17 protein-coding genes and 1 tRNA gene are annotated in these 22,208 nt (G+C 33.1%); 10 read left to right on the top strand and 8 right to left on the bottom strand.

What is annotated here, in order from left to right; translation table 11 throughout:
* The first annotated feature begins 167 nt into the window (after nucleotides 1-167).
* A complete protein-coding gene (locus LNQ49_RS17150) occupies nucleotides 168-1,913 on the top strand; it encodes an ABC transporter ATP-binding protein (RefSeq protein ID WP_229990242.1) in 1,746 nt (581 codons plus the stop codon).
* A 162-nt stretch (nucleotides 1,914-2,075) separates the two neighbouring features.
* Here the strand turns inward: LNQ49_RS17150 and LNQ49_RS17145 are convergent, their stop codons facing one another.
* Together LNQ49_RS17145 and alaS are read right to left on the bottom strand one after the other, a co-directional pair.
* Nucleotides 2,076-2,834: a hypothetical protein gene (locus LNQ49_RS17145; RefSeq protein WP_229990241.1), complete on the bottom strand. Its 759-nt coding sequence runs from the start codon at nucleotides 2,832-2,834 to the stop codon at nucleotides 2,076-2,078.
* Nucleotides 2,835-3,059: 225 nt separating this feature from the next.
* Nucleotides 3,060-5,699 carry an alanine--tRNA ligase gene (gene alaS, locus LNQ49_RS17140; protein ID WP_229990240.1) on the bottom strand — a complete coding sequence of 880 codons (2,640 nt, stop codon included), beginning with the start codon at nucleotides 5,697-5,699 and terminating at the stop codon, nucleotides 3,060-3,062.
* A gap of 191 nt (nucleotides 5,700-5,890) precedes the next feature.
* On the opposite strand from alaS, the gene LNQ49_RS17135 reads away from it, so the two are divergent.
* The 8 genes from LNQ49_RS17135 to LNQ49_RS17100 all read left to right on the top strand — a co-directional run bounded on the left by LNQ49_RS17135 (nucleotide 5,891) and on the right by LNQ49_RS17100 (nucleotide 13,526).
* Nucleotides 5,891-6,868: a M23 family metallopeptidase gene (locus LNQ49_RS17135; protein ID WP_229990239.1), complete on the top strand. Its 978-nt coding sequence runs from the start codon at nucleotides 5,891-5,893 to the stop codon at nucleotides 6,866-6,868.
* A 1-nt stretch (nucleotide 6,869) separates the two neighbouring features.
* On the top strand, nucleotides 6,870-7,202 hold the full coding sequence (locus tag LNQ49_RS17130) for a MerR family transcriptional regulator (protein ID WP_229990238.1): 333 nt from the start codon (nucleotides 6,870-6,872) through the stop codon (nucleotides 7,200-7,202).
* Between the two features lie 32 nt (nucleotides 7,203-7,234).
* A complete protein-coding gene (locus LNQ49_RS17125) occupies nucleotides 7,235-7,816 on the top strand; it encodes a LemA family protein (RefSeq protein WP_229990237.1) in 582 nt (193 codons plus the stop codon).
* Nucleotides 7,817-7,906: 90 nt separating this feature from the next.
* Nucleotides 7,907-8,344 carry a TPM domain-containing protein gene (locus LNQ49_RS17120; RefSeq protein ID WP_229990236.1) on the top strand — a complete coding sequence of 146 codons (438 nt, stop codon included), beginning with the start codon at nucleotides 7,907-7,909 and terminating at the stop codon, nucleotides 8,342-8,344.
* Nucleotides 8,344-9,150: a TPM domain-containing protein gene (locus LNQ49_RS17115; protein ID WP_229990235.1), complete on the top strand. Its 807-nt coding sequence runs from the start codon at nucleotides 8,344-8,346 to the stop codon at nucleotides 9,148-9,150. Before LNQ49_RS17120 ends, LNQ49_RS17115 begins: the two co-directional genes overlap by 1 nt.
* A gap of 129 nt (nucleotides 9,151-9,279) precedes the next feature.
* Nucleotides 9,280-9,693, top strand: a complete 414-nt coding sequence (locus LNQ49_RS17110) for an RrF2 family transcriptional regulator (protein ID WP_035619335.1) — start codon at nucleotides 9,280-9,282, stop codon at nucleotides 9,691-9,693.
* Nucleotides 9,694-9,931: 238 nt separating this feature from the next.
* On the top strand, nucleotides 9,932-12,481 hold the full coding sequence (locus LNQ49_RS17105) for a TonB-dependent receptor (RefSeq protein WP_229990234.1): 2,550 nt from the start codon (nucleotides 9,932-9,934) through the stop codon (nucleotides 12,479-12,481).
* A gap of 307 nt (nucleotides 12,482-12,788) precedes the next feature.
* On the top strand, nucleotides 12,789-13,526 hold the full coding sequence (locus tag LNQ49_RS17100) for a DUF2490 domain-containing protein (RefSeq protein ID WP_229990233.1): 738 nt from the start codon (nucleotides 12,789-12,791) through the stop codon (nucleotides 13,524-13,526).
* A gap of 213 nt (nucleotides 13,527-13,739) precedes the next feature.
* On the opposite strand, the gene LNQ49_RS17095 is transcribed toward LNQ49_RS17100, so the two are convergent.
* From LNQ49_RS17095 to era, 3 genes are all read right to left on the bottom strand, one after another.
* A complete protein-coding gene (locus LNQ49_RS17095) occupies nucleotides 13,740-16,496 on the bottom strand; it encodes an outer membrane beta-barrel protein (RefSeq protein ID WP_229990232.1) in 2,757 nt (918 codons plus the stop codon).
* A gap of 168 nt (nucleotides 16,497-16,664) precedes the next feature.
* Nucleotides 16,665-17,975 (bottom strand): ribosome biogenesis GTPase Der, encoded by a 1,311-nt coding sequence (gene der, locus LNQ49_RS17090; RefSeq protein ID WP_229990231.1) that lies wholly within the window; start codon nucleotides 17,973-17,975, stop codon nucleotides 16,665-16,667.
* A gap of 259 nt (nucleotides 17,976-18,234) precedes the next feature.
* Nucleotides 18,235-19,116, bottom strand: a complete 882-nt coding sequence (gene era / locus LNQ49_RS17085; RefSeq protein ID WP_129537395.1) for a GTPase Era — start codon at nucleotides 19,114-19,116, stop codon at nucleotides 18,235-18,237.
* 118 nt (nucleotides 19,117-19,234) lie between these two features.
* Between era and LNQ49_RS17080 the strand changes: the two genes are divergently transcribed.
* Nucleotides 19,235-19,307: transfer RNA gene (locus tag LNQ49_RS17080), tRNA-Met, on the top strand.
* Here the strand turns inward: LNQ49_RS17080 and LNQ49_RS23370 are convergent.
* From LNQ49_RS23370 to mobA, 3 genes are all read right to left on the bottom strand, one after another.
* On the bottom strand, nucleotides 19,267-20,919 hold the full coding sequence (locus tag LNQ49_RS23370; protein WP_428978354.1) for a recombinase family protein: 1,653 nt from the start codon (nucleotides 20,917-20,919) through the stop codon (nucleotides 19,267-19,269). The two genes, LNQ49_RS17080 and LNQ49_RS23370, sit on opposite strands and share 41 nt — an antisense overlap.
* A gap of 10 nt (nucleotides 20,920-20,929) precedes the next feature.
* Nucleotides 20,930-21,190 carry a hypothetical protein gene (locus tag LNQ49_RS17075; protein ID WP_229990230.1) on the bottom strand — a complete coding sequence of 87 codons (261 nt, stop codon included), beginning with the start codon at nucleotides 21,188-21,190 and terminating at the stop codon, nucleotides 20,930-20,932.
* A gap of 369 nt (nucleotides 21,191-21,559) precedes the next feature.
* A complete protein-coding gene (gene mobA / locus LNQ49_RS17070; RefSeq protein ID WP_229990229.1) occupies nucleotides 21,560-21,994 on the bottom strand; it encodes a conjugal transfer protein MobA in 435 nt (144 codons plus the stop codon).
* Nucleotides 21,995-22,208: the final 214 nt, after the last annotated feature.

Raw genomic sequence — 22,208 nt, 5'->3', positions numbered from 1 at the left:
CAAATAGAAAATCAACGACACTCCAACTTTTTAATCTCATAATATTTCTAAAATGCTGATATCAAATAAAGTTCTCTATAAAAAAATACATTTTTAATAACAGTAATCAGAATTACCAAATCAATCTATTCACTACTTTTGCATCTTCTATAAATTAAAACTCACACATGAAATTATTATATTCTTATATAATTAAACATAAAATGCTGTTGTTTTTAGCCTTAATTATGGCTTCAATAAACATCTGTTTTAGTTTATCTGACTCTGTAATTACTGGTAAATTAATGCAAGATTGCGGTGTTGGATTAGCTAAATACAAAGAAAATGAAATTGGCTTTATTAAATCTGTAGCTTTCTGGCTAGGCCTTTCACTTGGAGCTGCAATGATTTCCAGAATTACCAAAAACTTTCAGGATTACTTCACCAATGTTGTTATCCAGCGCACGGGTGCACAAATGTATACTGATGGTATTAAAAAATCACTTGATTTACCTTTTGCTGAATTTGAAGATCAACGCAGTGGTGAAACATTAAGCAAGTTAACCAAAGTACGTTCTGACTCTGAAAAATTAATTACACTTTCTATTTCTCTAATTTTCCAAACTGTCATCGGGTTCATATTTGTAATCATTTATGTTGCTCGAATTGATTATCGAATCTCAATAATATTCTTAATTACTGCACCAATTATAGCTTTAGTAAGTTCGTATTTAGGAAAGAAAATAAAAATTGTATCTCGAAAAATTGTAAATCAAACCAATGCATTGGCTGGATCTACAACCGAAAGTTTAAGAAATATTGAACTTGTAAAAAGTCTTGGATTAACCTATCAAGAAGAAAAACGATTGAATTTGAATACGTTTAAAATTCTGCAACTGGAATTAGAAAAAATCCGTTTCATCAGAAGTTTAAGTTTTATACAAGGTACTACAGTTCACTTTTTAAGAACCTGTGTAGTTTTTACTCTATATTATTTTTTGTTTGGACAAAAAATAATTGTGGGTGATTTACTAACTATGGTATTCTTTACCTTTTTTATTTTTGGTCCTTTGCAAGAATTAGGAAACTTTATCATTGCTCTTAACGAAACAAAAGTCTCTATGGAGAATTTTAAAACCTTACTAAGTGCTCCAAAAGAGTTTCGCCCAAAAAATCCAAAACATGTAGGTCCAATACGTTCATTACTTTTTTCTAATGTAAGCTTTCAGCATAAAACGGCTAAATTCAAAGCTGTAGAAAACATTAATTTTGATATTAAACAAGGAGAAACAGTAGCATTTGTAGGTCCATCAGGCTCAGGAAAAACGACTTTAGTAAAATTACTGGTTGGATTATACACTCCTGCTCAAGGTAAGGTTCTTTATAATGATATCGATTCTACTGAAATTGATTTATTAGATTTAAGAAAACAATTAGGATTTGTAACTCAAGATGCACAATTATTTTCTGGAACAATTCGAGAAAATTTATTGTTTGTAAGGCCATCTGCAACAGATGAAGATTTGTATGATGCCTTGAAAAGAGCTAGTTGCGAAAAATTGCTACAACGTGCTGAAGATGGCTTAAATACCACAATTGGAGAAGGTGGGATCAAAGTTTCAGGTGGAGAAAAACAACGCCTATCCATTGCTCGTGCGATATTAAGAAATCCGAATTTATTGATTTTTGACGAAGCTACTTCAGCATTAGACTCAATTACCGAAGAAGAAATTAATACTACAATCCGAAATATATCCGACAAAAATAGAATTACAGTTTTAATTGCTCACCGATTATCTACTGTAATGCATGCCGATAAGATTTTTGTACTAGAACAAGGTAAAATCATTGAACAAGGTAAGCACGATGATTTAGTTCTCGAAAAAGGCTTATATTATGCTATGTGGCGTCAACAAATCGGTGAACGAAAATAGTTTTTCTATGAGTTGCTAAGATCTTAAGGTTCTTAGTAGCTAAGTTTTCTATTCTAAAAACAGAAACCCCTTTCACTAAAATGAAAGGGGTTTCTAAAAATTATATGTGCCTTTTGTTATTATATAATCCTAAGAACAAGCTTAAGTCATATTTTGTTATAACTACTTGTAAAAATATTCTGTTGTAGTTCCTGCATCTTCAAAATTATCAAAAGATTTTGTTGGGTAACCATCCACATTATATGTTATTTTTGAAGTGGTAGTGGTAGTAATGTTGTCAGTACCATAACTTGATATTTCAGTAATAATATTATGTAAAATTCCGTTACCTTCACCATCTACAAAAGCAATTTTATCCATACCTAAAACATTTTTAAACGGATTATTTTTAGTATCATATGTATACTTAAAATTTGGTGAGTTTGTACTAACAACTTCACTTACTTCTCCATTTAAAAAAGTAATAGTTGAATTCTTAAATCCATCTTCATCAAATACTGATACTGTACCATCTACATTATAAACATATGTATCTTTAGTGTCCCAATCCTCTTGTCCAGGTTGTGTTCTTAGAAATTCAGTTAGTTTTTTATTTCCATCATACTTATATGTATTTATCTGTTCTATACTTCCATCTGCAAGTTTAAATTCCATTTTAGTAATTAAATCTCCTGAATATGTATAATAAATACCCTCTTTAGTATTATTATATACCTGACTAACTATTTTATTTCCATCATAAGTATAGATAGTTGTTTCAGTAGTTCCATTTGCTTTTTTTTCAACAGTTTTCTTTAAAAATATCTGACCTTCAGTTGGATTAGTTACAACTGTAGTATCATCATCTTCTCTGGTTACATCACTAGAACAAGAACTGAACACCAATAATACACTAAATAAGCAAAGTAATTTTTTCTTCATTTTTTAATAGGTTATATTTTATTAATAAGCCATAAATGTAAACCAAAAATTAATAAATAACCTAATAAAAACTCACTACAGTACGGTAAAATTCATAAATAAGATAATTCTAAAAAAAATCTCGCAAAGACACCCAAAATACAAAGCTTAAATAACTTTGTAACTCTGTGTCTTTGCGAGATATACAAAAATTTCAAGAACCTCAGCTCTCAGAATTTTATTTTATTACTTCACATAGTCAATAGCTTTCGCTAAAGCTTCTGGAATTCCATCAGCATTTTTTCCTCCTGCAGTTGCAAAGAAAGGTTGCCCTCCTCCTCCACCTTGGATATATTTTCCTAATTCACGAACAACTTGTCCAGCGTTTAGTTTTTTATCTGCCACTAATTCTTTAGAGATATAACACGTTAGCATTGGTTTTCCTTCTTCGGCTGTAGCCAAAACCAAAAACAAATTAGTTCCTAGATTTCCTAGCTCATAAACCAAATCTTTAGCCCCATCTGGAGATAAATCAACTTGTTTTGCTAAGAACTGTACTCCGTTTATTTCTTGTAATTCCTTAGCCAATTCTCCTTTCATGTTTTTTGCTTTATCTTTCAATAAAGCTTCCAACTGCTTTTTTAACTTAGCATTTTCATCTTGTAACGAAACAACTGCTTTTATAGGATCTTGTGCATTTTTTAAAACGGCATTGATTTCTTTTAACTTTTCTGCTTGGCTTGCAAAATATTCTTTTACAGCATCTGAAGTTATTGCTTCGATACGACGGATTCCTGATGCTACTGCACCTTCACTCACAATCTTGAAATACCAGATGTCAGCAGTATTGTTAACGTGAATTCCTCCACACAATTCCATACTATCACCAAATTTGATAGCACGTACATGATCTCCATATTTCTCACCAAACAAAGCCATTGCACCTTCCTGAACTGCTTGTTCAAATGGTACGTTTCTTCTTTCTATTAATGGCAATTGCTCTTGAATTCTTGCATTTACAAAATCTTCAACTTGTTGCAACTCCTCATCTGTTACTTTTGAGAAATGTGAAAAGTCAAATCTTAAGTACTTCGGACTTACTAATGATCCTTTTTGCTCCACATGCGTACCTAAAATAGTACGTAATGCTTGATGCATTAAGTGTGTTGCTGAGTGATTTGAAGCAGAACTTTTTCTTGTGCTTACATCTACAAAAGCTTTAAAAGTCTCCGAAAGGTTATTCGGAATTTCTTTAGCAAAATGAATAATTACATTATTCTCTTTCTTAGTATCAAGAATATAAATTACATCTCCATTACTAGTTTCAAAATATCCTTTGTCACCTACTTGTCCCCCACCTTCTGGATAAAAAGGAGTCATATTAAATACGATTTGATAGATTTCTCCATCCTTAGCACTTTCAACTTTACGGTAACGAGTGATTTTAACCATCGCTTCAGTACGGTCATATCCAATGAATTCTTCATCTTCATCATCAATCAAAATTTGCCAATCTCCTGCTTTTACTTTTGAAGCTGCACGAGAACGCTCTTTTTGTTTTTGTAATTCTGATTCAAAACCTGCTTCGTCTAACTTCAAGCCTTTTTCAGAAAGAATCAAAGCAGTTAGATCGATTGGAAAACCATACGTATCATATAATTCGAATGCTTTTTTACCTGAAATAACTTTATCTGTATTAGTTGCAATAATATTATCTAATAATACTAGTCCTTGGTCAAGTGTACGTAAAAAAGAATTTTCTTCCTCACGAATCACATTTGAACAAAGCTCTTTTTGCAATTTAATTTCTGGGAATGAACTCCCCATTTGTGTACTTAATGTCTCTACCAATTTATAGATAAAAGGCTCTTTGGTATTCAAAAATGTAAAACCATAACGAATAGCACGACGTAATATTCTACGTATTACATATCCTGCTCCTGTGTTTGATGGTAATTGTCCATCGGCAATTGCAAATGCAACAGCACGAACGTGATCTACTACTACACGAATCGCAATATTAGTTTTATTTTGTTCTTCACTGATGTGTTTAACTTCATCAGAAGTATATTTAAAGCCTGTAATTTGCTCTATTTTTTCTATAAGCGGTGTAAAAATATCTGTATCGTAATTAGAAGTTTTACCTTGTAATGCCATACATAGACGCTCAAATCCCATTCCAGTATCAACGTGTTGTGCAGGAAGTTTTTCAAGAGATCCGTCAGCTTTACGGTTGAATTCCATGAATACGTTATTCCAGATTTCTACCACTTGTGGATGATCATTATTTACTAAGCTCTTTCCTGATACTTGTTCTTTTTCTTCAGCAGAACGTAAATCAACGTGAATTTCTGAACAAGGTCCGCATGGTCCTTGATCTCCCATTTCCCAAAAATTATCCTTTTTATTTCCAAGAATAATTCGGTCTTCAGCAATTAGAGTTTTCCAAATATCCCAAGCTTCTTGATCAAAAGGAACATTATCTTCTTTGCTTCCTTCAAAAACAGAAACATAAAGATTTTCCTTTGGTATTTTATAAACTTCAGTCAATAACTCCCATGCCCAATTAATTGCTTCTTTCTTGAAATAATCTCCAAAAGACCAGTTCCCAAGCATTTCGAACATTGTATGGTGGTACGTATCAAAACCTACATCTTCAAGATCGTTATGCTTTCCTGAAACACGAAGACATTTTTGCGTATCGGCTATTCTAGGACTTTTTGGTGTTCCGTTTCCTAAAAAATATTCTTTAAACTGGGCCATCCCAGAATTATTAAACATTAAGGTTGGGTCGTCTTTAAGAACAATTGGTGCAGATGGAACAATTAAGTGTCCTTTGCTCTGAAAAAAGTCTAAAAATTGCTTACGTACGTCTTGTGATTTCATATATTAATTTGAAAATGTGCCTATTTGAAAATGTGGTGATTTAAAATTTTACAATTAATCATCTAATTGCCTCGTTATTTAATTACCTAATTATTTTTTTATTATTGAAAAAAGGGCAGAACAACTGAAACATTTATTAAATTTGTTCCACTAACATTTTTACAATGTGCAAAAATAGGGTATTTTAAAATATGGCGAAAGTAAAATATTATTACGATTCGGAAAATTTGGCCTACCGAAAAATAAAAACTAAAAAAAGGACTAAATTTGGCTTTATTGTATTGTTTTTAGTGGCTTCAACGTTATTTGGCTTTTTGGCTTTTGTAATTTTGTTGAACACTCCTTACTTTGAAACTCCAAAAGACCGTTTACAAGCTCGAGAAATTGAAAATTTAAAATTGAATTATTCGATTTTAAACAAAAAAATGGATCAGATTGATGCTGTAGTTGAGAGTATTGAGGAACGAGACAATAATTTATACAGGGTTTATTTTAACAAAAAAGAAATTCCAGATTCAATACGAAAAGCAGGATTTTCGAGAATCGAAAGATATAAAGCTCTAGAAGGATATAATAATTCGCAATTGGTAATTAAGACCACCAAAAGAATTGATGTCCTTTCTAAACAGTTGGCAATACAATCAAGATCATTGGATGAAATTTTAAAATTAGCGAGCGCCAAAGAAGATTTATTATCGGCAATCCCTGCCATTCAGCCAGTGCAGAATGAAAATTTAAAACGTATGGTTTCAGGTTTTGGTTATAGAACAGATCCATTTACTAAAGTACGTAAAATGCATGAGGGTATGGATTTTACAGCTAAAGTAGGAACTCCTGTTTATGCCACTGGAGATGGTGTCATAGATAGAGCCGACAATAATGCATCTGGTTTTGGAAATCATGTCGTAATTAGGCACGGTTTTGGCTACGAGACTTTGTATGCCCACTTAAGCAAATACAACTGCCGACCTGGACAAAGAGTGAAACGTGGCGACGTAATTGGTTATGTAGGTAGCACAGGAAGATCGGAAGGACCACATTGCCATTACGAAGTTCATAAAGATGGAAAAGTAGTTAACCCGCTTAATTTTTATTACGGAAATATTTCGGCGGTAGAATATGTTGCTATTTCACAATTAGCAAATCAAGAAAATCAATCATTAGACTAAAATGCACATAGAATTACAACCTGATAAACGATATTATAGTATTGGCGAAATCGCCAAGGCATTTAATGTGAATGCTTCTTTGATACGGTTTTGGGATGGAGAATTTGATATTCTTAAGCCTAAAAAAAATGCTAAAGGCAACAGAATGTTTACTCCGGAGGATGTGAAAAATTTACAGCTAATCTTTCACTTAGTCAAAGAACGTGGTTTTACACTAGAAGGTGCCAAAACCCACCTAAAAGAAGGACAAAAGAAAACATTAGATAAATTCGAAATAATACGTAAATTAGAGACGATAAAAAAAGAATTAATAGAGATTAAAAACGAATTGTAACAATAAATTATTAAACTTAAAATTAGAAAAATATGAAAAAATGGTTAATCCCTGTAGGAATTATTATTGCATTAATAGCTATTATAGCTTTTTGGTCTATCGGAATTAAAAATACTGGTTTAAAATACAATCAAGCCGTTAATAAAGAATGGGGAAATGTACAAACGGCTTACCAAAGACGTAATGACCTTATTGGAAATTTAGTAAATACAGTAAAAGGTGCTGCAGATTTTGAAAAATCAACATTAACTGCTGTTATCGAAGCACGTGCAAAAGCAACAGCTGTTACAATTGATCCAAGCAATGTTACTCCAGAACAATTAGCTCAATTTAATCAGGCTCAAAGTGGAGTTTCATCTTCATTGTCAAGATTATTGGTATCTGTAGAAAAATATCCTGATTTAAAAGCAAATCAAAATTTCTTGAAATTACAAGACGAATTGGCTAGTACAGAAAATCAAATTCTTACTGCAAGAACTCGTTTCAATGAATCAGTACAGGAATACAATGGATACATCCTTACTATTCCAAATAAATGGTTCTTAGATTACAAAGAAAAACCATATTTTGAAGCTGTTACAGGAGCTGATAAACCTGTTGAAGTAAAATTCTAAAAGAGATTTATAATTTTAATAAATGATTTTCGATTGTAGAAATTAATTCTAAAACTGAGAATTATTACTATCCATTTAAAAATAATTTCAATGTCAAAAGTAGAAGATTTTTTAACCAAAGAAGAGGAAGAAGCAATTGTTGAAGCGATTCGCGTGGCCGAAAAAAATACTTCTGGCGAAATTAGAGTTCATATAGAAAAATCAACTTCTAAAGCCCATTTTGATAGGGCTTTAGAGGTTTTTCATGAATTAAAAATGGACGAAACACAACTTCAAAACGGTGTTTTATTATACATTGCTGTAGATGACAAACAATTTGTCATTTGCGGAGACAAAGGAATAAACGATGTTGTACATCCTGATTTTTGGAATTCTACCAAAGAAGCAATGTCAGCACAATTCAAACAACAAAATTTCAAACAAGGACTTATTGATGGTATCTTGGTAGCAGGTGAACAATTGAAAAAATATTTCCCTTGGTCTGCTGACAATACTAACGAATTATCAAACGAAATCTCAAAAGGATAATGATTACACCCAAACTAAATACCTCGATTCTCCTAAAATTAATTGTTTGTCTATTCTTTACCCAAATTGGTTTTGCTCAATTTACAATTCCTGAGAAACCAAAATTTCAGACGTCAGTTTACGATTACGCAAATGTTTTAAGTCCTACAGAGAAAACACAATTAGAGGAAAAACTTATTCGTTATTCGGATTCTACCACTACTCAAATTGTTGTAATTACCATAGAAAGCCTTAAAGGCGAAGATATCGGAATACTAACTCCGAAATGGGCGCAACAATGGGGAATTGGAGGAACTGCCAAAAACGATAATGGAGTTCTTATTTTATTAGCAAAAGCTGAAAGAAAAATATGGATAGCTCCAGGTTATGGTCTTGAAGACAAATTAACAGCAGGTATTGGTGGAGAAATAACTCGAAATATTATTATCCCAGAATTTAAAGCTGGAAGTTATTATAGAGGACTTGACAAAGGTGTTGATGCTCTTTTTGATGTATTTAAAGGAAAATATAAAGGAAGTCGAAAACAAGCTAATCAAGGACAAAATTTTCCAATTTTACCAATTATTTTCATAGTAGCCCTTGTATTGTTTCTTATGTCAAGAAACAAAGGTGGCGGTGGAAACTCTGGAAATAATGGTGGTGGAGGCCCTAGCCTACTTGATGTTATCATCTTAAGCAATCTTGGTCGTAGTGGCGGAGGTGGTTTTGGAGGCTTCGGCGGTGGATCATCTGGCGGCGGTGGCGGATTTGGTGGCGGATTCGGCGGAGGTGGATTTTCTGGCGGAGGTTCAGGAGGAAGTTGGTAAAATTGGTATTTTTAATTTATATTTGACGATTAATTAAGAATATGACAACTTTCTAGGCATTTGCTGAAAGTAGTTCATCAACGGTTATCACGATTATCAATACAATTTATTGCAAAATTAAAACTTATAATGTTATCACATAAAGCCAAATATGCCCTTAAAGCGTTACTCTATTTAGCTGAGCAAGACGAGAATCACATTTCTAAAACTATAGAAATTGCTGAGGGTGCAAATATTCCTAAAAAATTTTTAGAACAAATTTTACTTGATCTAAAAAGAGGTCATTTTGTGAGCAGTAAACAAGGAAAATACGGTGGTTATTATCTTATAAAATCCAAAAATGATATCACACTAGCCGAAATTCATCGTCTTTTTGATGGTGCAATTGCGCTTTTGCCTTGTGCATCTTTAAACTTTTACGAACCTTGTTCAGATTGTAAAACTGAGTCAGAATGTCACTTAAGACACGGTCTAATGCTTATTAGAGACAAAACTTTACAAGCAATGCAAGGGATAACCATAGCCTCATTAGTGGAAAAATAAAAAAATATATTTTAAACTCTATTAATTATGTAGAATTTATATATATTTGCCAAAAATAAACACACTAATAAAACCAACCCTATGAAACCAGTAAAAAGAATTCTTGTTTTAAAAACAAGTCGGTTGCAGAATAGCATCCCAACATTTATTGTAAAAAACGATAACAGCCTTATTATGTGTATGTGTTAGTAAAAAAAATTTAATTTAAATTCTACTAATTACATATACTTAATATAAAATGAAAAATTCTATAAAAAATACATTTACAGTACTACTAGTTTTAACCTTCTCAATCACATTTGCACAAAATATTGAAGGTGTTGTTACAAACAGCGAAAACATTCCATTAGAAGCCGCTAACATTATCATAAAAGGAACTACTTCTAATACTACTACAGATCAAAGCGGAAAATTTAGCATAGAATCCAAAGGGAAACTCCCATTAACTCTCTTAGTTCAATATGTGGGTTACAAAACTGCAGAAATAGAAATTACCCAATTACCAATAGCAACCCCATTACTAATAACCTTAAACGAAGAAAACGCACTTATAGAAGTCGTAGTTTCCTCAAGACGTCGAATAGAAAGAGCACAAGATGTCCCGATTGCGGTATCTGTTATAACAGGTAAACAAGCAGAGCAAACTGGTGCATTCAACGTTAATCGTATAAAAGAACTAGTTCCATCGGTACAACTGTATTCATCAAATCCAAGAAATACTGGTATTAATATTCGAAGCCTAGGTTCTCCTTTCGGACTTACCAATGACGGAATCGATCCTGGTGTAGGTTTTTATGTTGATGGTGTATATTATGCACGTCCAGCGGCAACAACACTTGATTTTATTGATGTAGAGCAAATCGAGGTATTGCGTGGGCCACAAGGCTCTTTATTTGGTAAAAACACAACTTCTGGAGCATTCAACATTACTACTCGTAAGCCTAGTTTTACATCTGGTGCCGATTTTGAAGTTAGCTATGGAAATTACGCATTCTTGCAAGCCAAAGCATCGGTTACTGGAGCACTAAGTAAAAAAATAGCAGGTCGTTTATCATTCTCTGGTACACAACGCGATGGTTTAATCGATAATATTGTAACTGGTAGAGCTACAAACACACTAAATAACCAAGGAATTAGAGGGCAATTACTCTATACTCCATCAGAAAATACAAATATTATATTAGCTGCAGATATTACTACTCAGCGTCCAGATGGATATGCTCAAGTAGTTGCTGGTGTTGCTCCAACGCAAAGAGCTCCTTATCGCCAATTTGATGCAATTACAGCTGATTTAAATTACAAACTTCCAACTCTAAATGCTTTTGACCGTAAAATTGACCAAGATACTCCATGGCGTTCTGGACAAGATTTAGGAGGTATCTCTCTTAATGTTGATACTAAAATCGGAAACGGAACCCTTACCTCAACTACAGCATGGCGTTTTTGGAATTGGGATCCATCAAACGATAGAGATTTTACAGGGTTACAAGTACTCGCTAAATCACAAAACCCTACCAGACAAACACAAATAACACAAGAGGTTCGTTATGCAGGACAGCTTACATCTAAAATAAGTGGTGTTGTAGGAGTATTTTTTATTGATCAAACATCAAAAACAAATGGTACTGAAGAATCTGGTAATGCACAATGGAGATTTTCTCAAAGTTCTACTAGCCCATTATGGAAAACTCCAGGTCTTTTTGAAGGATACGGAATAAAGACTGATGCCAGAATTAGATCATCTAGTGCTGCAGTATTCGGGCAATTAGACTGGGCTATTACTGATCGTTTACATATACTTCCTGGTGTACGTTATAACTTCGATAAAAAAGAAGCTGATTACTCTCGTACAACTTACGGAGGTCTTCAAACTACTGATCCTGCATTGCTAGCTTTGAAAAAATCTGTTTATAGCGACCAAGCTTTTACATCAGATACTGACAACACGGATTTTTCTGGAAACTTAACTATCACTTATAAAGCTTCTGATAAAATCAATGCTTATGCTACTTATGCAAAAAGCTATAAGCCTGTTGGTGTAAATGTGGCTGGACTTCCAACGGATTCAAAAGGTCAACCTTTGCTTGATCTTGCAGTAATCAAACCAGAAAAAGTAAACCATTACGAAATAGGAATTAAAACATCTCCTTTTAAAAATTCAATATTTAACCTAGCCTTTTTCAATACTGATATTAAAGATTTTCAAACAAATGTTCAAGCTGCCGAATTAGGTGTTAATCGTGGTTATCTTGCTAATGCAGATAAAGTACGTGTAAGAGGTGCTGAATTAGATGCTAGCTTTATAATCAATAGCCATCTAACTATAAATGGTGCTGCTACTTATACTGACGGAAAATATATCAAATTTACAAATGCACCACTCCCGTTAGAAGAAACTGGTGCTCCAGTAGCATTTAAAGATGTATCAGGAACTGATTTACCTGGTGCATCAAAATGGGCAGGATCATTAGGAGGGGAACTTTCTGATAAAGCAAAATTCTTTGGAAACATAGGTAAAATTTTCCTAGCGATTGATTCTTATGCTCGTTCTGAATTCTCATCAAGCCCTTCAGCTTCTAAATACTTAGTTGTTCCGGGTTATGCAATTTTTAATGCTCGTTTAGGTTTCCGTGCATCCGAAGGCTTGTCTGTTCAGTTCTGGGGACGCAATATCTTAAACAAGGACTACTATGAGCAATTATTGCCTGCTGGAGGAAACACAGGTCAATATGCTGGTGTATTAGGCGATCAAAGAACCTATGGAGTTACTTTAAAATATTCTTTATAGAATTATACATAAATTAAAAGCTATTAACTGGGGTAAGTTTTAAAATAACTTGCTCCAGTTTTTTTATTCAAATCATTTCATAATTACAGCATTTTACAAAACTTAGATTATCGATAAAAGAACGCGAATAAAAACAGATTTTTAAAAACAATAAAAAAAACTGTGTTTTCGCCTAAGCAAATCTGCATCGTCTGCGTCACTCACCATAATCACAAAATCCGATCAAAAACAAATTTAAAAATCATTTTTTATTTCTATAAAACAGTATCATTTGTATATATTCGCAGCTTGAATTTATACCAACTAAATGAAATCCTGCAGATTACTTTTTATTCTAGCGCTTACAAGTCAATTATTGACAGGACAAACCAAAAAGAATATCGACCAACAATCCCTTACTTGGATAAGATATTACAATATATTGCCCCTAACCGAAAAGTGGTCCCTTCATTCCGAATTCGACAACCGAAGTTTTCTTAATCCTATTCATGAAAATCTATGGGTTTTAAGAACACAAGGAAGATACAGAGCAAATAAAAATATAGATTTAGGTGGCGGATTTGCTTATTTTCATGTCAATACCCAAGACCCTAATAATGATCCCCATTTTTCTGTTCCAGAATATAGGGGACAACAAGACATTACAATTATAAGCGACATTGCAAAAATCACTTTCCACAATCGCTTTCAGCTAGAAGAGCGTTTTATCCAAAAAGCAAGTAAAACCGAATTACTAGATGATTTCTCTTTTTCTTTCCGATTTAGATATCGTTTGCAATCTACTTTTACGATTTGGGAAAAAGACAAGCGAAGTATTAAAGGAACTATTTCGGATGAAATATTATTTAATTTCGGAAAAGACAACAAGAAAAACACCTTTGACCAAAACCGAATTTACGTTGCGTTACGGTATCATCCCACCCCAAATATTGGTTTAGAACTTGGCTACTTAAAAAGTTTTCAAAGAAGAGCTAGCGGAGTCGATTTCTACGACCGAGATATTCTACGATTTACAGTTTACCACAAAATCAATCGGAAGATGTGAGATGTGAGATGTGAGATGTGAGATGTGAGATGTGAGATGTGAGATGTGAGATGTGAGATGTGAGATGTGAGATGTGAGATGTGAGATGTGAGATGTGAGATGTGAGATGTGAGATGTGAGATGTTTAAAAATTGGCTAATGCCAATTTTTAACCTTTGTCCCTTTGTCCCTTTGTCTCTCTGTACCTTTGTACCTTTGTACCTCTTTCCCCCTCTAAGCCCCTCTTTCTTTTCTCTTAGATCCTTTTTTGGTAGACGCAAAATTTCCGATTTTATATGATAGCGAAAACATCACATAACGCTTTAAAACGGTATTTTCTTCATCTCGAATCGAGGTAGAAGAAATCGTTCTTGTAGCACTCTGATTTTGATTTAAAAGATCATACACTTTTACTTTTACAAACAATTTTTTATCCAAAAGCCCATAAGACAAACTTGTATTCCATAAGAAAAAGTCTTTCCTGAAGTCACTAGAAATATTAGAATTATAAGTGTATCCAAAATCATTTCCAAAAACCAAATTTTCAGGCCAATATGTTGTTGCCTGTAAATTAACGCTATGAATCACATTAGAAGTAGCGTCTCTTGAAGAATTCTCATATTTTGTTTCATTGTAAGATAAATTATACGATGGAGCAATAGTAAGCAACTCTCCATAATCGTATGACAAATATACCTTTGGTGTAATTGCTGTTGATTTTGCATTGTATAAAACAGCATTTGTATATCCTTTATCAAAAGCATAACTACCATTTAATCCTAAACCATATCTTAAAACATGAGCATCTCTCTTAATCGATTGGTTCCAATTTCCCCCTACAGAGGTAGTGTAGGTACCTGAAATATTTGTATAGGTAGTTGTTCTTTTTCCACTATCATCGTAAACTGAAGTCGAAACAACATCGTTTTTATAATAATCTGCTCTAACAAACAAACTATACCCTGAACGTGTACGGAAATCAAAATTTCTAAAATTCAAGTTCGCACTATTCTTTTCTATAGGATTTAAATCAGGGTTTCCTATTATAGTATTCAATGGATTACTCAAATTCAAGACTGGTAATAACTGACCTGAAGTAGGAAGTGTATTTGAATGATCAAACTTAAATGACAAATTTTTAGACTTACTAAACTTATATCTAATTTGGAAATCTCCATAAGGCAAAGCATATTTCCTATTCAAATCAGTTGCATTATTCAGATATAAAGAATGATTGTCATAATCAACAATAGCTGTTCTGGAATTCATGTTTATAGTAAATTTACTCTTCTGCCAAGTGATTCCAACTTTAGGGCTAAACGTATTTTGTCTTGAAGTTATGTAATTAGTCAATGATGAATTTAAGTCCGAATACGATTGTGTATCTGCATCAAAATTAAATGTTTTTTCATCGTTTACAGTACTTGCCAAATTTAAATCTGTTCCAAATCGCACTCGCAAAGAATCCGTAATCGGTTCTGTATATTCAAAATCTAACGAATAAGAATCATTAACAGTATTCTTTTTAGTATTCTGATTTCTTTGATCATTAGGTTTACCATCTTGATAAAAAATAGTTTCTGAAACATTCAATGCATCCGAATCATTACTTGTATTATTATTCATAAAGACAAAATTCAGATTGCGTTTTTTCTTCTCAAAATTCTTATTGAAATTTATAATATTACTAAAGCTATTATTTGTACTTTCTGAATACGATTTTGAATTACTCTCATTTAAAGATACCCCATTCTCATCTTCTGAAAAACTAGAAGAATCAGAATTATTATTGGAACGAGATTGCCCAATCTTTGGCGAAACAAAAATTTGAATACTTGGACTGATTTTGTACTCTAATTCAAGATTTAAGTTGTTCCCTGTATTTTCATTTCTACTATTCGAATCAGAACTTGTTAGAATGTTTCCTGTAGGCAAAAAACTAGTTTGATCTGACTTACTATCGTTTTTATTTACTGAATTTGTAAAATTATAACTCGCAGAAGCATCCAAATCTTTAGCCCATTCATCTGAATAATTAAATCCGAGCAAACTCGACTGCGTGATTCCTTTCCCTCCTCCTGAAAAACCTGAACCTAATCCTTTGCTATTTCTACCACCTCCCATATTATCAAACACATCATCCATAGAAAATCCACTAGAATTAATGTTATTAGAAGATGCTAAAACACTTATTTTTTGTTTGTTATTAAAAAAATTCATGATTAAACTGCTCTCATACCGATCATCTGAACCATAACCTCCAAGAATTTTTCCAAAGAAACCTTTATTTTTCTTCTCGTCTATTGTTAAATTAATACTAGAATAATCCGATGTAGATTCCTGCTTAGACAGCTCTTCTTTTTTGGTTTTAAAATCTGATACCTGAACTTTTTTTATAATCTCTGCTGGCAAATTTTTCAAAGCAATAGCACCGTCTTTATCAAAAAAGGGCTTTCCATTTACCAAAAACTGAGTTACTTGTTTTCCGTTTACTGTTACCTTTCCATCATTATCTACATCAACACCAGGCAATTGTTTTAATAACGTTTCTACATTTGAATCGGGACGCACTTTATATGAAGAAGCATTAAACTCCAACGTATCTTTCTTCATTGTTATGGGAGCAGCCTCTGTTTTTATAATTACATTGTCTAAGGCATTTATATTTTCGAGTAAATATAATTTACCATAATCCTTACTTGCCAAAAGTCCTTTTTCCTCCTCATAGTAAGGCTGATACCCCATGTAATTTATCTTCAAAAAAACGGGTTTATCATATTTCTTGGTGTTTATACTAAAAAAACCATTTTTATCTGTCGTTGCATAATCAATTACAGTTGAATCCTTAGCTGCAGAAAAATAAACTGTAGCAAGCTCCAATGGCAGTTGCGTATTAATGTCAATGACTGTTCCTTTAATAACAATATCATTTTGAGCACTAACAGTATAACCTAAAACAAAAAGCAATAAAAAGGAGTACAATCTAAACATGTAAAGAATTTTTAATAGTATACGACTCAAAAAAAAGCCAAGGGTTTAATCTGTTTTTTTAAATCCGGCAAATAATCTTCTAAACAAAGATAACTTAGTAAAAATAAAAAAATTTCATCACGCCCTTTAAACCCATAAAAAAATCCCGATTTCTCGGGATTTTCGTTTTTATTTCTCTCTAATATAAATATCAATTGGCACTCCTGCGAAGTTCCAGTTTTCTCTAATTTTATTTTCAAGATATCTTTTATATGGTTCTTTAACATACTGTGGCATGTTGGCAAAAAATACAAACTGTGGAGTTTGTGTTGGCAACTGCATACAATATTTAATTTTCACATACTTTCCTTTAGTCGCTGGTGGTGGATATGCTTCGATAACCTTCAACATAAATTCATTGAACTTAGATGTTGGTATTCTTTGTTTTCTATTTTCAAAAACCTCAACCGTAGCTTCCAATGCTTTTAGCAAACGTTGTTTTGTTAAAGCAGAAACAAAAAGAATAGGCACATCTGTAAAAGGCATTAATTCTTTTTTGATTTTCTCTTCGTAATCACGTGTAGACATAGTATCTTTTTCTACTAAATCCCACTTATTCACTAAGATTACAACTCCTTTACGGTTTTTCTCTGCCAACCAGAAAATACTTTGGTCTTGACCTTCAAATCCACGAGTGGCATCAATAACCAAAATACAAATATCAGCATGCTCAATTGCTCGAACTGAACGCATTACTGAATAAAATTCTAAATCTTCTTTAACCTTTGCTTTACGACGGATTCCCGCTGTATCAACCAAGTTAAATTCAAAACCAAAACGGTCAAATTTTGTATCAATTGCATCACGAGTTGTTCCCGCAATATCAGTTACCATAAAACGTTCTTTACCAATTAATGCATTGATAAAGCTTGATTTCCCAGCATTTGGACGACCAACCACTGCAAAACGAGGCAAAACCACCTCTTCTTGTACTGGTTCAGGTTTTACAGGAAAAGATTCGATTAAAGCATCTAATAAATCTCCTGTTCCACTTCCTGAAATACTTGCAAATGTAAAATACTCCCCTAAACCAAGGTTATAGAACTCAATTGCATCTTTCTCACGCATTGCATTATCTACCTTATTTACAGCCAATAAAACTGGCTTTGTAACTTTACGTAGCAAACGTGCAACAATATCGTCCATTGGTGTAATACCTTCCTCAACATCTACAACAAAAATAATAACATCGGCTTCGTCGATAGCAAGTTCTACTTGTTTACGAATTTCTCCTTCAAATACGTCATCACTTCCGCGAACATATCCGCCGGTATCAATTACAGAAAACTCTTTTCCGTTCCACTCGCTTTTACCGTAGTTTCTATCTCTGGTAACTCCAGAAACTGAATCTACAATAGCTTCTCTTCTTTGTATCAGCCTATTAAAAAGGGTTGATTTCCCTACATTAGGTCTTCCTACTATCGCAACAATGTTATTCATTTTTATTTATTTATAGGTTTCAAATTTTAGATTCTAGATTTCGTATTCACAAAATCGTATTCCTCTATAAATCCAAAATACCATATTTTAATTTTTTGCAAAGGTAGTTAAAAAAGTCGCTAAGTCGCTAAGTTTCTATGTACCTAAGTTTTTATAGTTTTAATTTCAAGTTTCAGGTTTCAAGTTTCAAGTTTTTGGCTTCCAATTTTCATAACTTGGAACATTAAACTTGAAACAATTTAACGATTAAACCTTCTTCTTATTGATTGTATCCGAAACGTTTCAACATATTAGCGTTACTTCTCCAGTTTTTATTCACTTTTACATATAGTTCAATGTGAATTTGTTTTCCGAAGAATTTCTCTAAATCAGCACGAGCTTCTGTTCCTACTTTTTTCAAAGCAGCTCCTTTGTGCCCAATGATGATTCCTTTTTGAGTATCGCGCTCCACCATAATCAAAGAACGAATACGGATGATATTCTCATCTTCAAAAAATTCTTCAGTTACAATTTCTACTGCGTATGGGATTTCTTTGCTGTAATTCAACAAGATTTTTTCACGGATAGTTTCATTTACAAAGAAACGCTCTGGTTTATCTGTAAGTTGATCTTTTGGATAATATGCTGGTGATTCTGGTAATAATTCGATTATTCTTCCAAAAACCTCAGGTACATTAAAGTTTTGCAATGCCGAAATTGGAAAAATCTCTGCATTAGGAACTTTGGCAGTCCAGAAAGCAACTTGTTCTTCTAATTGTTCCTGATTTGAATTATCGATTTTATTCAATAACAACAATACTGGAATTTTGGCATGGATGATTTTATTAAAAAAAGCTTCATCTTTAAGTTCCTGCTCCCCTATCTCAACCATATAAACTAGGATATCAGCATCTTCAAAAGCCGATTTTACAAAGTTCATCATCGATTCCTGCATTTCGTATGCTGGTTTGATGATACCAGGAGTATCAGATAAGATTAACTGAAAATCTTCTCCATTAACAATTCCTAGGATTCTATGACGTGTAGTTTGTGCTTTAGATGTAATGATTGACAATCGTTCTCCAACGAAAGCATTCATAAGTGTTGATTTTCCAACGTTTGGATTTCCGATAATGTTTACGAAACCTGCTTTATGTGACATTTGTGAATTATTTATTCTGCAAAGGTAGTTATATCAAGCCAATACAGAAAATAAAAACATTTTTTTAATTTTTTGTTGAAATATCCAATAATTGGTTATACCTTTGCACCCGAAACAACGCGGGATAGAGCAGTAGGCAGCTCGTCGGGCTCATAACCCGAAGGTCACAGGTTCGAGTCCTGTTCCCGCTACAGAGAATAACCCATCAAAATTTTGATGGGTTTTTTGTTTTTTATTACCTGCATAAAGCCTTGTAAATGTTGACACTAACCTAAAAACAAGGTTAACCTTATTGGTTAGATATTGCCTGTTTTCAGCCCTAATTGACAATCCCTCAGGAAATACCAAGTTTTGAATTTTTATTTTACTCTCTATATCTCCCTCACTCCAGTATTTACTGATGTTCGAGACTTTTTCAACAACCTTATCGATATGTCTGTTGTGGTTAGATATTTTTTTGGCATTGGAGTATATCTGGTTTTCAATCATCTTTAATTCGGTCTCAAACTGAAGCGCATATCTATTGTATTTATCATCTCCAAAATTTGTATTCTCAAAATAGCGTTTATCCAAATTCTCAATTTTAATTTCAATATCTTTTTTCTTTAGAAGTAAGCTTTTCGTTTCCTCTTTAGCCTCTGCGTTCACAGCATCAAAGAATTTATTTAACTGTATTTTAAAAGGCTCTACAAATTTTGAGTTTAATGTATACTTTGACAATAATCTTTCGAAAGAATCATTCAAACCTTCCATTTTTGATTTTTGAGTGGTCAGAGCATTAAAACTGGCATTTTTACATTTTTGACATTTGTAATAATGTGCTTTCTTTTTTCGAACCTCATAACTTGTCAGCAGGCATCCGCACTCGCATCTTAAAAATCCTGTAAGGGGTCTAAACTCATTGACTTTAGTTTTACAATATTCTTTAACTGTAATCACGTTGTTTTCCGAAAGCATATTATCAACTTTCAAGAAGTCTTCCTCACTAACTAAGCCCACCCAGTTTCCTTTTACTGGTTCTTCAATTAGTGCATTAACTAAGATCCCGCAATAAAATGGGTTGCGCCACATGGAACTAATCCCTTGTTTTGAAATAATCAAATTCAGTTTTTCAAGTTTCTGTCTGATCACATAATCTCTTTCCCCTGCAAGTTTCCATTTCCATGCCTTTTTTAAAATCTCTCCTTCCTGATTAATTGTAATAGATTGCGTGTCCTGCATTAAGGCATAGTCGCCTACTTTTCTTCCTCGCATTGTATAGCCTCTTGGAGCTTTGCCAAGCCAGTTCCCTGATCGTAGCAGTGCTTTCATGCCAGGAATTGTTTTCTCTAATCTGTCCATATTTTCCCTTCTGGCGTCCAAAAGCTTGCTGTAAATATCCAGTTTACTGTATTCATTATTGGTGCATAGTCCTGATGATGTCTCAATTAGATGAACACCCAGTTTATCCACTAGTTCATGTACTATAGTGATAGCGTTGCCTCCTGTTCTGGAGAACCTACTGATAAATTTAATAGCAATTGCGAAAGGTTTCTGCTTTGAGCTTTTAACTTCTTCCAATAGTTTTGTAAACTCTTTTCTTGTGAAATCTCCAGAGGCGCTTTCATAAGTACCTCCAAGTATGTTCTTAAGTGTATAGCCATTCCTAGATGCGAACTGAACTATTTCACTGCGCTGTTCCTCCAGACTATTATTTACTAACTGTAGTTTTGAGCTTACCCTAGTGTAACCCCAAATTTCTTTTACCTCATCTTTTTGAGCTAATTTTTCTTTTTGAAATTTTTTGAAATTTTCAATACTCATATTCTTAGTTTTAAAAATTATAAACTATTACTGCCAATTGAAACAGGCTTTCAATTATCTCCTGACCTTCCGCTTCTGATATTGTTTCAAAACCTTTACAACTTCTTAATTCTTCAATAGTCAATTTTTGCTGATTCTTTTCGGTTTTTTCTTTCTCATTGCCAGAAACGCTCTCTCTTTGTTCGAGCATTATATTTATGCTTTCAGCATGTGGCTCTACTAAGTCCCTGCCTACAGTAGTTTTTCTTTTATCCGTTCTTTCATTTCTCATCGTGCACCTCCTGCTCTAAACTGTAAAAGACCGCTTTCACGATCTTTACTAATTACACCTAATTATATTTATTTTAATAAATATAATTAGGCATGTTTGAAGCTATGACGTTTATAGTGTCACTGGTACTTTTTGTCTTTTAAAGGCATAATATCCAAAACGTAAATTGCAGGCTTACAGCAATTTCAATAATTAAAGCTTGGATAGAACATAATCGAAAGGTGCTTTTTCGATAACAGCAATTAATAAAATCTTACCGATGTATCTTATCAATTCTTTATATATGGCACACTGAAAATCATGTTTCATACATTGGACGCGAATTAAACACGTCTGTAGACCTACATTTTTTGAAATTTCGCTGTTATGTCAAGGTTTTCTAATGTGCTTTTCTTCAAATTCCTCTGTCATCTGTATTATCTTTTTGGATAAAACAGCTAATTCTATTGTCTGCTTTTCGAGTTTGTACAGATAGGCTGAAGCTTTCTTTTCGGAAAATTTTTGATATAAAATCTTGACAACCTGATTGTAATTTACCCCGACAGCCCGAAACTGGCTGTAAAAGGTGGTCAGGCGCATATAATAATCCAATGTCGCTTTATCGATCTTAACTGTTTTTATCCCTTTTTGAAAAACACACGCTGTAATAAAGTGCGCCATTACATGCATTCCTGATGTTTCAAAAAGAGTCAGGAAACGTGCATTTTCTTCTGCAGTAAGACTGATAGAATAGCGGTGGACGGCGGGATCTATTTTGGAAGGTCTGCCTCCTTTATTCAGATTCTTTTTTTCTTCATTTTCCATAATTCAATTACTGATATTACTTAAAAACCAATATAATTTATACTCAGCAGTTACAATCCAATTTGGAAGTAGTTGGAAGTAGTTGGAAGCATTTGGCTTATTTGTTCCTAACCCAATCTTAAAGCTTTAGTACTAGACATCCGCTGTCAAATAAAGCCTTTAAAGGACACTTCAAAAGAGAAGGGCTTTTTCAGAATTAATTTTCTGAAAACAT

It is taken from the genome of Flavobacterium pisciphilum, from assembly GCF_020905345.1.
GTDB lineage: Bacteria > Bacteroidota > Bacteroidia > Flavobacteriales > Flavobacteriaceae > Flavobacterium > Flavobacterium pisciphilum.
The sequence above is the reverse complement of the archived record's forward strand: the minus strand, read 5'-3'. Positions and strand labels throughout refer to the sequence as shown.

Excerpts from the sequence above, each read along its gene's own strand:
- LNQ49_RS17125 (WP_229990237.1), top strand. The coding sequence starts at position 7,235 with ATGAAAAAATGGTTAATCCCTGTAGGAATTATTATTGCATTAATAGCT.
- LNQ49_RS17130 (WP_229990238.1), top strand. The coding sequence starts at position 6,870 with ATGCACATAGAATTACAACCTGATAAACGATATTATAGTATTGGCGAA.
- LNQ49_RS17120 (WP_229990236.1), top strand. The coding sequence starts at position 7,907 with ATGTCAAAAGTAGAAGATTTTTTAACCAAAGAAGAGGAAGAAGCAATT.
- LNQ49_RS17075 (WP_229990230.1), bottom strand. The coding sequence starts at position 21,190 with ATGAGAAATGAAAGAACGGATAAAAGAAAAACTACTGTAGGCAGGGAC.
- LNQ49_RS17105 (WP_229990234.1), top strand. The coding sequence starts at position 9,932 with ATGAAAAATTCTATAAAAAATACATTTACAGTACTACTAGTTTTAACC.
- mobA (WP_229990229.1), bottom strand. The coding sequence starts at position 21,994 with ATGGAAAATGAAGAAAAAAAGAATCTGAATAAAGGAGGCAGACCTTCC.
- alaS (WP_229990240.1), bottom strand. The coding sequence starts at position 5,699 with ATGAAATCACAAGACGTACGTAAGCAATTTTTAGACTTTTTTCAGAGC.
- LNQ49_RS17100 (WP_229990233.1), top strand. The coding sequence starts at position 12,789 with ATGAAATCCTGCAGATTACTTTTTATTCTAGCGCTTACAAGTCAATTA.
- era (WP_129537395.1), bottom strand. The coding sequence starts at position 19,116 with ATGTCACATAAAGCAGGTTTCGTAAACATTATCGGAAATCCAAACGTT.
- LNQ49_RS17115 (WP_229990235.1), top strand. The coding sequence starts at position 8,344 with ATGATTACACCCAAACTAAATACCTCGATTCTCCTAAAATTAATTGTT.
- LNQ49_RS17145 (WP_229990241.1), bottom strand. The coding sequence starts at position 2,834 with ATGAAGAAAAAATTACTTTGCTTATTTAGTGTATTATTGGTGTTCAGT.
- LNQ49_RS17150 (WP_229990242.1), top strand. The coding sequence starts at position 168 with ATGAAATTATTATATTCTTATATAATTAAACATAAAATGCTGTTGTTT.
- der (WP_229990231.1), bottom strand. The coding sequence starts at position 17,975 with ATGAATAACATTGTTGCGATAGTAGGAAGACCTAATGTAGGGAAATCA.
- LNQ49_RS23370 (WP_428978354.1), bottom strand. The coding sequence starts at position 20,919 with ATGAGTATTGAAAATTTCAAAAAATTTCAAAAAGAAAAATTAGCTCAA.
- LNQ49_RS17110 (WP_035619335.1), top strand. The coding sequence starts at position 9,280 with ATGTTATCACATAAAGCCAAATATGCCCTTAAAGCGTTACTCTATTTA.
- LNQ49_RS17095 (WP_229990232.1), bottom strand. The coding sequence starts at position 16,496 with ATGTTTAGATTGTACTCCTTTTTATTGCTTTTTGTTTTAGGTTATACT.
- LNQ49_RS17135 (WP_229990239.1), top strand. The coding sequence starts at position 5,891 with ATGGCGAAAGTAAAATATTATTACGATTCGGAAAATTTGGCCTACCGA.